Source organism: Actinacidiphila yanglinensis (assembly GCF_900107965.1).
GTDB classification, from domain to species: Bacteria; Actinomycetota; Actinomycetes; order Streptomycetales; family Streptomycetaceae; genus Actinacidiphila; species Actinacidiphila yanglinensis.
Genome location: NZ_FNVU01000005.1, coordinates 314,431 through 327,002, shown reverse-complemented (window position 1 = coordinate 327,002; position 12,572 = coordinate 314,431). Strand labels below are relative to the sequence as shown.

Annotated in this window: 11 protein-coding genes and 2 tRNA genes; 5 read left to right on the top strand and 8 right to left on the bottom strand. The window is 71.3% G+C overall.

The features are described 5' to 3' along the window. Window positions 1–136 precede the first annotated feature (136 nt). The 4 genes from C4U44_RS14045 to C4U44_RS14030 all read right to left on the bottom strand — a co-directional run bounded on the left by C4U44_RS14045 (window position 137) and on the right by C4U44_RS14030 (window position 2,614). Window positions 137–442, bottom strand: a complete 306-nt coding sequence (locus tag C4U44_RS14045) for a hypothetical protein (protein ID WP_103886092.1) — start codon at window positions 440–442, stop codon at window positions 137–139. 213 nt (window positions 443–655) lie between these two features. Then, window positions 656–1,378 (bottom strand): histidine phosphatase family protein, encoded by a 723-nt coding sequence (locus tag C4U44_RS14040; RefSeq protein WP_103886286.1) that lies wholly within the window; start codon window positions 1,376–1,378, stop codon window positions 656–658. 60 nt (window positions 1,379–1,438) lie between these two features. Then, a complete protein-coding gene (locus tag C4U44_RS14035) occupies window positions 1,439–1,747 on the bottom strand; it encodes a hypothetical protein (RefSeq protein ID WP_103886091.1) in 309 nt (102 codons plus the stop codon). 324 nt (window positions 1,748–2,071) lie between these two features. Beyond that, complete coding sequence (locus C4U44_RS14030) at window positions 2,072–2,614, bottom strand: isochorismatase family protein (RefSeq protein ID WP_235032065.1); 543 nt, start codon at window positions 2,612–2,614, stop codon at window positions 2,072–2,074. 219 nt (window positions 2,615–2,833) lie between these two features. On the opposite strand from C4U44_RS14030, the gene C4U44_RS14025 reads away from it, so the two are divergent. Further along, entirely contained in the window at window positions 2,834–4,270 is a 1,437-nt protein-coding gene (locus C4U44_RS14025) for a hypothetical protein (RefSeq protein ID WP_103886089.1), read from the top strand. A 144-nt stretch (window positions 4,271–4,414) separates the two neighbouring features. Here the strand turns inward: C4U44_RS14025 and C4U44_RS14020 are convergent, their stop codons facing one another. Further along, complete coding sequence (locus tag C4U44_RS14020; protein ID WP_146088265.1) at window positions 4,415–5,362, bottom strand: hypothetical protein; 948 nt, start codon at window positions 5,360–5,362, stop codon at window positions 4,415–4,417. A 107-nt stretch (window positions 5,363–5,469) separates the two neighbouring features. Continuing rightward, a tRNA-OTHER gene (locus C4U44_RS14015) sits at window positions 5,470–5,541 on the bottom strand. 666 nt (window positions 5,542–6,207) lie between these two features. Between C4U44_RS14015 and C4U44_RS14010 the strand changes: the two genes are divergently transcribed. The 4 genes from C4U44_RS14010 to C4U44_RS13995 all read left to right on the top strand — a co-directional run bounded on the left by C4U44_RS14010 (window position 6,208) and on the right by C4U44_RS13995 (window position 10,037). After that, on the top strand, window positions 6,208–6,420 hold the full coding sequence (locus C4U44_RS14010) for a hypothetical protein (RefSeq protein WP_103886087.1): 213 nt from the start codon (window positions 6,208–6,210) through the stop codon (window positions 6,418–6,420). 86 nt (window positions 6,421–6,506) lie between these two features. Next, the gene (locus C4U44_RS14005; protein WP_235032064.1) at window positions 6,507–8,060 is read left to right on the top strand and encodes a substrate-binding domain-containing protein; all 1,554 of its coding nucleotides are present in this window, start codon (window positions 6,507–6,509) and stop codon (window positions 8,058–8,060) included. A 139-nt stretch (window positions 8,061–8,199) separates the two neighbouring features. Next, entirely contained in the window at window positions 8,200–8,907 is a 708-nt protein-coding gene (locus C4U44_RS14000; protein ID WP_103886086.1) for a hypothetical protein, read from the top strand. Window positions 8,908–9,014: 107 nt separating this feature from the next. Then, a complete protein-coding gene (locus tag C4U44_RS13995) occupies window positions 9,015–10,037 on the top strand; it encodes an LLM class flavin-dependent oxidoreductase (protein WP_103886085.1) in 1,023 nt (340 codons plus the stop codon). Window positions 10,038–10,395: 358 nt separating this feature from the next. Here C4U44_RS13995 and C4U44_RS13990 read toward each other — a convergent pair. Both C4U44_RS13990 and C4U44_RS13985 read right to left on the bottom strand, forming a co-directional pair. Beyond that, window positions 10,396–10,482 (bottom strand) — tRNA-Ser (locus C4U44_RS13990). A gap of 70 nt (window positions 10,483–10,552) precedes the next feature. Then, window positions 10,553–12,385 (bottom strand): S1C family serine protease, encoded by a 1,833-nt coding sequence (locus C4U44_RS13985; protein WP_235032063.1) that lies wholly within the window; start codon window positions 12,383–12,385, stop codon window positions 10,553–10,555. Window positions 12,386–12,572: the final 187 nt, after the last annotated feature.

The following is a 12,572-nucleotide window of genomic DNA, read 5'->3' as shown; positions in this document are numbered from 1 at the left end:
TCCACCGACCCCCTTCGCCTTCCTCGACCTCCCCCGGGGGCCAGGAGCGCGCGGCGGCACTCGCGTGCCGCCGCGCGTCCATGTGACCAGGCCCCTCGTCAGCGGACCGGCGCGGCGGGCGCGCACGGCCCACGGCTCACCACAGCGGCGAGAAGTGCACGGCCACCGTGTTCTGCTCGATGTTGGTGAAGGCCGAGTTCGCCACGCTGGCCGTGTTGTTCTGGTTCGAGGCGCCGGCACCGGTGGCGGCCTGCTGGGTCGTCGTCACGTTGCCGGAGTTGCCGCCGATCACGTTGCCACCGGAGTTGCTCACCACCGTCGCGTTCGAGTTGCCACCCGCAATGGAACCGTTGTCGGCCGCGGCGGTGCCGGCGAACAGCACTCCCGCAAGGGGCAGTGCCGCGACGGCGGCCAGGACACGGACGGTACGGATGCTTGCCATGGTGTTCCCTCCAAGGGGACATACTCTCTGACGTTCGGGAAGCGGCCGGCCGACCGCTCCGCCGGTTCGTTCGGCGTCGCCATCAGCAGATTTGCCCACCCGACCGTCCGTGATGCACCACCATGATCCGTTTCCCTCGCACGCGTGACGATCTGTCGATAAACCCATCGACCGTCCTTTTTGGGGGCACTTGGCGCGTGCGGTGCAGACGGATCACCACCCCGGCCCGAGAGGGGCCGTCGCCCCGATCGCCACCGGCCGCAGCCCCACCCCGTCATGCTCCCACCAGCTCACCGAACCGTTCGGCACCTGCGCCGGGATCGTCCCGGGCCGCCTCCCGCCGATGCCCGCGAGCACCGCCTCGACCGCCGGTACCACCGCGTCGTGCGCCACGAACAGCACCCGCCGGCCCGCCGCCCCCGTACCCAACTCCGTCAGCAGGCCCCTGACCCGCAGCACCACGTCCGCCAACGACTCGCCGCCCGGCGGCCGGTAGAACCACTCGCCCACCCGCTCCCGCCGGTCCGCCTCCGCGGGCGCGTGCGCACGGATCGCCGGCGGCGTCATCAGCTCCAGCACGCCCATCTCCCGGTCCCGCAACCGCTCGTCCACCAGCGCGGACCCGTACGGCACCCCCGCCTCCCCCGCGACCGCCGCCATCACCTCCCACGTCCGCAGTGCCCGCAGGTAGGGCGAGCACACCACCAACTCCGGCCGCTCGCCCGCCCCCAGCCCGGCCAGCCACTGCCCCAGCACCTCCGCCTGCCGCACCCCTCGCTCCGACAACGGGACCCGCGCGTCGACCGCCTCCCCCACCGCCAACTCGGGGTCACCCGCCGCCACAGCCCGCGCGAACACCTCGTTCGCCGTGCTCTCCCCGTGCCGCACCACCGCCAGCCGCGCCAACCCGCAGCCGTACGGCACCGATCCGTCCATCACCGGGTCCCTCCTCGGCCACCGCGCCGTCCGACCTCTTGTTTTGCGGGCGGGCGAATCTCAGGCCGAGGAGAGCGAGTTCCCCTCGCGTTGGGGTGCGTTCGCCTCGCGCCGGACCCGGAGGGCCAGCCGTACGGCCTCCGCCAGCGCCATGCAGAAGAAGACGAAGCAGGCCGTCGCCATCACGGCGATCACGTTCTGGGTGTCGCCCGTGTCCGTCTCCGCCGCGCCCCAGGCGAGAAGCCCCGTCAGGACGAAGAACACGCCCGCCCAGACCGCCGCGTGGCGAAGCCGCCGGGTCCGCGCGGCCCGGGCGCGCACCAGTGGGCTCGCGGGCCGGACCGCTTGGTGATGGCTCAACGCGTTCATGGAGGACCTCCAGGAATCCGGGTAGTCCAGCTGGTTCGGGTGGCAACGGGTGCTTCGCGAGGGGTCGGCGGTGAGCGGTGGAGTGGCGCGGGCGGTCCCGTGTCGGCGGCGCGCGCTCGAGGACCGGGCACCGCGCAGGCGTCTCCAGGGCCCCCGGCACGCCGGTCCCGTCCGGCCTCGACCCCCGGCCACGCGTCCGAAGCCGTACTGCTCACCATTCTCCGACGCGCTCCCGGCATCTGCACCTTCGGAAGGACCCCGTGCGCCGGACAGCGCCGTTCCCGTGCGGCGGACACGCTGAGTGACAGCCCGGCGACGCGGCGGTCAGACCCGGAACTCCACGCCGGACGCGGGCAGCACGCGGACGTGCCGACCGGGGAAGCGGAGGTGCCGGAAGATCTCATTGTGGTGAGCGATGGACGCGTCCGGCGAGGCGTACGGGCTGCCGTCGGGCCGGACGGACGTCGTATGCCCGTCGGCGACCAGCACCAGGTCGTATCCGTGACCCAGCGCCCGGCGCGCCGTGGTGTCCACGCAGATCTCCGTCGCGAACCCGGTGACGACCACCTCGGTGACCCCCAACTCCCGCAAGGTGCGGTCGAGGTCGGTGTCGAGAAAGCTGTCGGGACTGGTCTTGTGGACGACAGACTCGCCCGCGGTGGGCGCGAGTTGGGTGACGACCTGCCAGCCCTCGGTGCCCGCTTCCATGCCGGATCCGTGGTCCTGGACCGTCACGACCGGTACGCCGGCGGCCTTGGCCCGCTCGCGCAGCCCGGCGATCACGGCGATGGTCTCGACGGGCCGGTGGGCGATGCCCATCGGGTCGTTCTGCATGTCGATGACGAGGAGCGCGGAGGTGTGCGGCACGGGCTCACGGTAGCCGCATCCTCCTTCGGAGCGCCGCCACGATTCGGCGGCACGGTGCATCGGAATGCCGAGGGTCCCTCTCGTACGCAGGCCGAGGTGTGCCCTCGTACGCAGGCCCCCGCAACCCCCGCCATCCGTGCCCTTGATGGCGCGGTGCGGGTCGTCCGCAGACGGTCTGCAGCCCAGGGTGTCCGTACGGTCGTAGTACAGTCGGCCCGCATGAACGCAGCCGTCCCCTCCCGGCGCACGCTGCTCAGTGCGGCCGCCCTCGCCGGAGCCGCAGCACTCACCTCCTGCGCGCGAAGTGGTTCGGGCTCGCCGAACTCCGCTGGCAGGGCGTCGACTTCGGCTTCCCGTTCCGGCACCGGCGCCCCGGGCAGCACCGGCCGGGACCCGCTCGAGGACGGCCCGCCCGCCGACACGGCGGCCTCCGCCCGCTCGACTCCTAAGGCGTGGCGCTACACCCACCTCGCGAACACGTGGAACGGCTCGTACCAAGCACTCGCCGTCACCTCCCCGGACGACGTGTGGGCCCTTGGTGCCAAGGGCGGTCTGAAGGACGGCAAGCGCCCGACCGCGCTGTTCCTCGACCACTGGGACGGCAACCGGTGGAACAGCCACCCGTTGCCGGACGAGGTCACCCCGGAGGGCATGCCCTGGGCGCTCGCCGCGGGCGGTCCCGACGACATCTGGCTCGCAAGTCGCCCGGCGGACGCCTCCGTTCCGTCCGCGTACCACTGGAACGGCGAGAAGTGGCGGGCCCTGCCCACTCCACCGGTGGCGAAAGGCCAGTTGTCCTGGGGCGGCGGTGTCGACGGACCCTGGCTCGCCGCGGCGGGCCCACGCCACCTGTGGCTCTGCGTCGACGGGAAGACGCTCCACTGGAACGGGGAGAGCTGGCACCTGCCCGAACTCCCCTTCAACGCGCGGTCGATCACCGCCTTCCGGCCCGCGACCCCGGACGGCACCCCGCAGGCCTGGGTGGTGGGAAACGAGGGGTCGGTGGCGGACAACTGCGGAGCCGATCCCTGCTATCCGCAGCCGGCGAGTGCCCGTTGGACTTCCAGCGGCTGGCAGCGGCTGGACACTCCCACGTACCGCTTCCCCGATCCCGTGCCTCCGGAGGCGAGCGCCCAGCTCGACACCGTCGTCCACGACGCGGAGCGCGCCCGCCTGTGGACCCTCGGGACCAACGACTTCGCCCAGGGCGAGGTCGACGACGAGCCCGTCCCGCAGACCATCGTGCTGACCGGCGCCGGAGGCAGCTGGACGAAGCGCCAACTCCCGTACACAGGGCGCGGGGTGGGCACGTCCACCACGGTCCCCGACGGGACCGGCAGCCTGCTCCTGGACTCGCAGACCCGGCTCACCGGCGACGGGAGGATCGTCCGCCTGGGCTTCCCCGCGGATGTGCCGGGTCCGCCCGAGCAACCCTCTTCCTCGGCGGCGAAGTCGGCCGCACCGTCGTCGACTTCGCCCTCGCCCTCACCTTCGAAGAAGAACTCCGGCCAGTCCATGGACTGCGTCGCCACCTGCCTGGTCCCCGGCACCCGTACGGTGCTCGCAGCCGGCGCGGTGCGCGCGTTCCTGCCGGACAGCGGGGAGCAGCCCCTTCGCCCGATGCTGGCACGCTACGACGCGGTCGAGGACGCCTGAGCGCGATCCGTGCGGGGCTCCGTCGGGGGGCTCCCACGCGGGATCGGGGCGGCGGTGCCGATTTCGACACCGCCGCCCCGACGACCGGTCACTCGTCAGCTGTCAGCCATCAGCTGCCAACCGACGTCCATCAAGGGCCGGTTGTCAGCCGACGTTGAGCTTGATGAAGCTCGCGGTCGAGCCGAGGAAGGAGAAGTCCCCCTCACCGGGCTGGCCCACGGTCCCGTACGAACCCGTGTTGGTGTTGTAGGCGAAGCCACCGACCTGCACCTTGGTCGGGGCGGTGAGGGTGAAGACCCCGGTGCCGTTCGCCGGCTGCTCGATGCTGCCCGTGGGGTCGACCGGCACCGGACCCGTCTGGACGGTCCCGCCCAGCGCCTCACCGGACTTCCAGTCGTACGCGTTGTCGCCGTTCACGTCGGCCCACAGGAACGCCGTCCCGTACGTGTTGTTCCCGTCCGGGTTGTCGGAACCGGTGCCGGCCTTGCGGCTGAAGTCCGCGTAGAGCGTGTACTGGTACGTACCCGCCGGGAGCGTCACCTCGCTGGTGAGGGGCGTGGCGAACCCCGGGTCGCCGACCTTGCCGCCCACGTGCGTCAGGACCGTCTGGCCGCCGTTGAGCGCGTTCGCGGTGGTGAGGGAGACGGTCTGGGCCGCGGCGGCCGCGTAGTACCCCTCCACGTCCACCACGACCTGGGTGGTCGCGGACGCGTAGATGTCGACGTACCCCGACGTACCGATGGTGACCGCGCCCGTGTTGGAGATCGACACCCCCTTGGTGAAGTTGAGGGTGCTCGCGCTGGACCGGGTCGTGCCGTCCGGGTACGCGGCGAGGTACCCCTTGCCCGTCGCGCCGGTCGCGGTCACGTCGAGCTCGGCCGAGGTCGCACCGGACGTCGGAACCCCACCGACGCCTGCCACCTTGACGCGCAGCACCTTGCCGGCCCCCAGGGCGACGGTCGTACGCGTGTCGGCGATCCTCGACGGGTTGAGCGCATGGTAGTTCGCACCGCTGCCGCCACTGGAGTCGGCGGAGGCGGCGGTGACGCCGACCATCGCGACCAGAGCGGCACTCGCGGCACCGAAAGCCATGATCTTTCGCATGGTGTGTTTTCCCCTTCAGTTCTGGCGGGGCGCAACTCGGCGCCCCCACCCCCCTTGCTGGAGCTGCGCACGTATGCACCATGCGCATCCCCGCGTGATCCGGGTGAGGCTCGAACCCACCACCAAGGGACCGACGTCCCCCGCTCTGCCAACTGAGCTACCGGACCGCGACACACGTCTTTCGACGTGACGTTCTTCAATGGCGCAGCAACGCGCTTCCCCCACGGCCAGAAGATATTGCCCTGCGGCTCCCGGAACGGCCGGAAGCCCTGACGTGATCGAATGTTTTCGTTCCTGATCCGTCGCGCGCCCCACCCGGAACTCGCGTGCGGATGCGACGCGTTGCACCGGATCGGGACATCGGCGGGCGCCGATGGTTGCGAGGAATCCGGGTGGCTCTCCTCCCGGACCTTCCAGCACGCACGACCCCCATCAATCCCGGGTGCGCCCCCACACCTCGGGCCGATTCCGCTCGGCTGACTTCACGCCGCGTGAAGCCCGTTCCGTCCGCCGAACCATCGGGAAACCGATCCCAGCCTCTCGAATCCCCCTACCCCCTGGAGGCAAAGAATCGGTATCCAGATCGGCCAGATTGCCCCGGTGGTGACGGTTCGTCAAGATACTTTTAGAGAAAATTCAACCTCTTTGATACCCGCTGGTCACTCTGGTTCACAGCTACACGCGTCAACCCCGCACGTGAGGCGAGGGACATACGGGATGATCAATCATTTTCCGTGCTCAACCCGGCGGATGAACCTCTGCCACCGCCGCCCCGCTCCCGTCGGCCAGAGTTCATCTGCGGCCGGTGTGCCGCTCGCCCACGCACTGCTGCAATGGATGCCGTCCACGAACAACAGGACGTGCCACCGGTCGAGTTGGAGGCGGTCAACCGCACCTTCGCGCAGGACGTCCAGCCCGACGACGAGGTGGAGGGGATCGCCGCGCTGGACCTCGGCCCGAGCGGCAGCCAACTGCACGTCCTGAACGTGGGATCCGGCTGGAAGTCGACTTTCCGCCACCTCCAGCACTCCCAGCCGGCGGGCTGACCTCGCCGCACGCCCGAACGGGCCGACCGCCGGTGCGGGCGCACACCGCGCGCCGCACACCCGCGCACCGCAGCACGAGCGCCGTCATGGGGGACGAGCCGATCATGGGCGACTACTTGAGCGCCGACAACATCGTGGCCCTGGTCACCGCGCTGATCGGCGTCGGGGTGTCGATCGGCGTCGTCTGGTACGAACGCCTCGTCCGCGGCAAGAGCATCGGCTACCGCGTGCAGATGGACATCGCCGTCGACAGCGACAACGAACTGTTCAGCGCGCTGCCCCGGATGCCCGAGGCCACGCTGGTCCTGCTGCGCATCGAGAACGACGGCGCGGAGGACATCCGGCACGGCGACTACACCGACCGCGACGAACAGCGGGGCCTCACCGTCCAGTTCAGCGGTCGGCACGTGCAGAGCGCCGCCGTCACCCAGCCCGATCCCAGCGGCCTGATCGAGCACTTCAGGCTGTCGGCGGACGCGACGGGCGTACGCCACCGGGACAACAAGGTCTTCCTGCCGCGCGTGCCGCTCAACCCGGGCGAGCACTACAAGCTGCTGATCCGGCTCACCGGCGGTCCGGTCCGCTCCCGGGTCGAGATCACCGGCGGGATCGCGGGCGGCCGGGTGAAGCCCAACCGCTCGGTCCCGATGGACGAGAAGCCGCCGCTGTTCAGCCGGCCCAGCCGGCTGATCACCGTCATGCTGACCGTCTGCGTCACGGTGCTTGCGGGCATCATCATCGTGGGCAAGGACACCCCGCCGCCGATGGACTGCGCCACCGGGCGGCTCAAGGTCACCGGCTCCACGGCGTTCGCCCCGGTCATGCAGCAGATCGCGCGGAAGTACGAGTCCCAGTGCCCGCGCTCCACGGTCACGGTGGCCGCCCAGGGCAGCGAGCAGGGCGTGCGGCAACTCGCGGACGCGGGCGCGGAGACCGGCAAAGGCACCGCGCCGGCGGTGATCGCCATGTCCGACGGCCCCAAGCCGGACGGCAGTTACCCGAACCTGCGGGACCACCGCGTCGCCGTCATCGCCTTCGCGCTCGTGGCCAACAACGACGTGCCGGTCACGAACCTGACGACGGGTCAGATACGGGCGATCTACCGGGGGGACATCGCCAACTGGGACCGGCTTGGCGGCCCCGACCTGCCCATCCTCCTCGTCAGCCGCACCGCCGACTCGGGCACCCGCGACATCTTCCGCCGCCGGATACTCGGTGGCCGGGGCGAGCCGGCCTTCACCTCGCGCGACTGCCGGCACAAGAACTCCCCGTCCGACCGGGTGATTCGCTGCGAGCTGGACAGCACCGCCGAGGTCCTCGGGACCGTCGCCCGGCTGCCGGGAGCCATCGGCTACAGCGAGGTGCGCGCCGCCGCCTCGTCCGCGGGGGTGCGCACTCTGACCATCGACGGGCAGGCACCCGCGCCGCAGGCCGTGGCCGATGCCAACTACCCGTTCACCGAGATCGAGTACGCCTACACCTCCGGCCTCCCACCCGCGGATTCCCTCGCCGCCAGCTTCCTGAACTTCACCCTCCGCGGCGTTGGCCAGGACCTGTTGACCGCTGGCGGCCATCTCCCCTGCTACACGCCGGAAGGGCTGCAGCGCTGCCAGGAGCCCACCGCGGGTGCGTCGAAGTAGCGCCGTCCGTTTCTCCTCGTCCTGTGACAGCGGTCACCGTCCCGTCACAGGCGGCCCACAGCGGAAACCCCCTCAGAGAACTCACGGTCCTCATTCGTGTCAGCCGATGCAAGTGACCAGCTCATCGCTAGGGGAAATCATGATCCGCCGTACCGCGCTCGCCAGTGTCGCCCTCGGCTCCGCCGCCCTGCTCCTCACCGCGTGCGGCTCGTCCCACTCGGCTGCGAGCACGCCGGCCAACAGCGCCAAGGCATCCAGCGCCGCCGGTTCCTCCAGCGGCGCCGCCGATCCGTCCAGCACGCCGCAGCCCTCGGGCAACCTGGCCGGCTCCGGCAACGCGCCCGCCCCGAACGGGACTGCTCCCACCGCCCCGCCCGCCGCCGCACCGGCCACACCCCCCGCGGCACCGGCAGCCTCGACCAAGACGGCGAAGCCGATCCGCACCCAGACCCTGGTGGACGGCAGCAAGGCCGAGATCTACCGGCTGGGCGACGAGCACTACCGCGCCAAGGTCGTCGACGACAAGGGCGAACTCTTCGTCACGCTGGAGACCCACGGACACGACGCGGGGCTCGATGCCAACGACATGTTCATCGAGCTGTCGCTGGACGGCACCATCCACTCCTGGATGGGCGGCGGGCATCAGGGCCCGGGCACCTTCAAGCTCGCGGGCGGCTGGACGGCCAAGGTCACGAAGATCGGGGAACTGCGGTACCGCGCGCAGATCCTCGGCAACGAGGGCGAGGTCGACGCCACGGTGGAGACCGACCAGCAAGACGTCGGCCTCGACGCCAACGGCATCTCCATCGTGCTCAGCAACGGCGGCATCATCAGCGCGCACGCCTGACCGCGGGCTCGGGCGGTGGGAGCCCTTCCGGCGGCCCACCGCCACCGTGACCTGTGTGTTCGATCCGCCCGGGGAATCAAACAGGGCCGCCGGACGCTGTGCGGAGTGTGAAGAAGATCGGATTCCTCTCCTTCGGACACTGGTCGCCGAACCCGCACTCCGGCACCCGTACCGCAGCCGACTTCCTGCACCAGTCGATGGATCTGGCGGTCGCTGCGGAAGAGCTCGGCGTGGACGGCGCGTACTTCCGGGTACACCACTTCGCGCGGCAGGCGGGCAGCCCGTTCCCGCTGCTGTCGGCCATCGGCGCGCGGACCTCGAAGATCGAGATCGGCACCGGCGTGATCGACATGAGGTACGAAAACCCGCTGTACATGGCTGAGGAGGCCGGGGCCGCCGACCTCATCTCCGGTGGCCGGCTGCAACTCGGCATCAGCCGCGGGTCCCCGGAGCAGGTGATCGACGGCTGGCGGTACTTCGGCTACGCCCCCGCCGAGGGCGAGAACGCCGCGGACATGGCGCGCCGCCGCACCGAAACCTTCCTCAAGGTGATCGAGGGCGAGGGTTTTGCCCAGCCGAACCCGCGCCCCATGTTCGCGAACCCGCCGGGGCTGCTGCGCGTCGAGCCGCACTCTGAGGGGCTGAGCGACCGGATCTGGTGGGGCTCCGGCTCGAACGCGACGGCCGTGTGGGCCGCGAAGCTGGGGATGAACCTCCAGAGCTCCACGCTGAAGGACGACGAGACGGGCGAGCCGCTGCACGTCCAGCAGCGCAAGCAGATCGAGACGTACCGTGAGGCGTACCGGGCGGCCGGCCATGCCCGCACACCGCGGGTGTCGGTCAGCCGCAGCATCTTCGCCCTGACCAACGACCTGGACCGGGCCTACTTCGGCCACGACCGCGAGTCGCGCGACCAGGTCGGCATGATCGACGACACCACCAGGGCGATCTTCGGTCGGTCGTACGCCGCCGAGCCGGACACGCTGGTGAAGCTGCTCCGGGAGGACGAGGCCGTCCAGGCCGCGGACACCCTGCTGCTGACCGTCCCCAACCAGCTCGGGGTCGCATACAACACCCACGTGCTGGAGAGCATCCTCACCCACGTGGCACCCCAGCTCGGCTGGCGCTGAGCCTGAGCCGCCCGCACGGCCCCACCTACGTACCGCTCTCGACCCCCTGCCGCTCACCTTGGCTGGGAGACAAGCAGCGGTCACGACCGTCCACCGGAAGTCCACGGTGTCCGGCAACGTGCTCCGCCACGCGGTCGAACGTGGGGTCCTGCCCTCGTCCCCGTTGGGGAGGTCGACTCATCGAAGGACGCCAAACAACCTTCCAGCGCTTCCGCCGAGCGTCCCGACTCGGTCCACACCTGGTCCACGCGCACGGGTCGAGGGCGGAACACGGGCGGTCCAAGATGACCCCGAACACGCCGATGGGGCGCCCCATCAGGTGGGGCGCCCCATCAGGTCCTGCCAAGAACTACCTCTGCGGAGGCTGTGGGATTTGAACCCACGGTGACATCGCTGCCACGACGGTTTTCAAGACCGTTCCCTTCGGCCGCTCGGGCAAGCCTCCCCGGGTGGCCCCGGGAAGGGGGACACCGTGGGGGACAGCGTATCGGGTTGCCGGGCGGGGGTGAGGGGGGTCAGCTGTCGCTGTCGCCCTTGCGGCTGCCGAGGGTGACGGTGGTGGTGTGGGTGGAGCCGTCGCGGGTGTAGGTCAGGGTGACCTGGTCGCCCGGCTTGTGCTGCCAGATCTCACCGATCAGGGTCTCGCCGCTGTCGACCAGGGTGCCGTCGAACTTGGTGATGACGTCGCCGGGCTTGAGGCCCGCCTTCTCACCGGGACCGTTGGCGGAGATCGCCGAACTGGAGTCCGTGGAGATCTCGGCGCCGTCGCCCTCGTACTGCGTGTTGAGGCTCACGCCGATCACCGGGTAGACCGGCTGGCCGGTCTGGATGAGCTGGTCGGCGACCCGCTTGGCCTGGTTGATCGGGATGGCGAAGCCGAGGCCGACGCTGCCGCCCTGGCTGCCGGGGGAGGAGGTGCCGCCGGGCTGGATCGCGGAGTTGATGCCGATCACAGCGCCCGCGGCGTTGAGCAGCGGGCCGCCGGAGTTGCCCGGGTTGATGGAGGCGTCGGTCTGGATGGCGCTCATGTAGGAGGCGCTGCTGCCCTCGCCGTCGCTGGAGGCGACCGGACGGTGGACGGCCGAGACGATGCCGGTGGTGACGGTGCCGGACAGACCGTACGGCGCGCCGACCGCGATGGTGGCGTCGCCGACGGCGGCCTGGTCGGAGTTGCCCAGCGGCAGCGGGCTGAGCTTGACGCTGCCCGGGTTCTTCAGCTTGATGACGGCGACGTCGTACCCCTGGGCGCGGCCGACGATCGAGGCGTCGTAGGTCTTGCCGTTGGAGAAGGTGACGGTGAGCTTGCCGCTGTCGGCGCCCGGGGCGACCACGTGGTTGTTGGTGAGGATGTGGCCCTGCTTGTCGAAGACGAAGCCGGTGCCGGTGTCGCTCTCCTGGCTGTTCTGCGCCTTGATGGTGACGACGCTGGGCAGCACCTTGTTGGCGATGCCCGCCACGGAGGTGGGCGCGCGGTTGAGCGCCTTGCTGCTGCTCGCGGCGGAGACGGTGGTGGAGCCCGAGTCGTCGTTGTGCTTCGCGGCGTAGTAGCCGATGCCGCCGCCGACGCCGCCGGCCACCAGGGCCGCGACCAGGACCGCGGCGACCATGCTGCCGATGCGGCGCCGGCCGCGCCCGTCGCCGGACGGCGAGCTCGGGGGCATCGGGGTGCCCCACACCGGGCCGCCGGGCGAGCCGGGGCCGCCGGGGCCGGGCTGCGGGGTGGCGTAGGAGGGGGTCGACGGGACCGCGTACGGGTCGTTCACCGGGGTGGGCTGGCCCTCCTGGCCGCCCTGGCCCTGGTGCTCGGGTCCCTGCGCGCCGGGCTGGCCCGGGTGGCCGGCCTGGGGCGCGCCGTAGGGCGACGGCGTGGGAACCCCGTAGCCGGGTGCGGGCGCCGCGGGCGGCTGCTGCTGGTAGTACGGCGGCTGAGGAGGCTGCGGCTGGTGCTGCGGCGCTTCGTACGACGGCGCACCGGCCTTCCGGTCGAACGGCGAGGAGCTGCCCGGGGCACCTCCGGCCAGCTCGCTCGGCGGCGGGCCGTACGGCGACGGCGGGCCGACCGGCGGGGGCGCCTGGGTCGGCAGCACCTCGGTGCGCTGCTCGCCGGAACCGGAGAAGCCCTGCGACCCGGGGGCGGCAGGGGCGGAGGAGCCGGGAGCGGCATCGGCGCGGGGCGCCGGGGCCGGCTCGGCGTCGCGGTCCTGCGCCTGCGCCGGCACGTGGTCCGCGGGGGCAGGAGCAGGCGGCGCCGCGGGGGCCGCCGGGACCTGCGCAGCCGGGGCACCGTCGGGCGCAGCCGCCGACTCCGCAGCCGGTACGGACGACCCGGCCTCGTTCTCGGTGCTCACAGCGTTTCTCCTCAGGGTCATGACGAACGACAGAAGACAGGGGACCGATCACGTCGTGGACACAGCATTTCCTACGGCGTGTCGGACCGCCGTAAGGGGTAGCTGTGTGCCGCGCGCGGCCGCACCGCACGGCGCCCTCGCCCGTGCCCCGGACGGCACAGCCGCCGGTCGCGCGGTACGTGGCCGC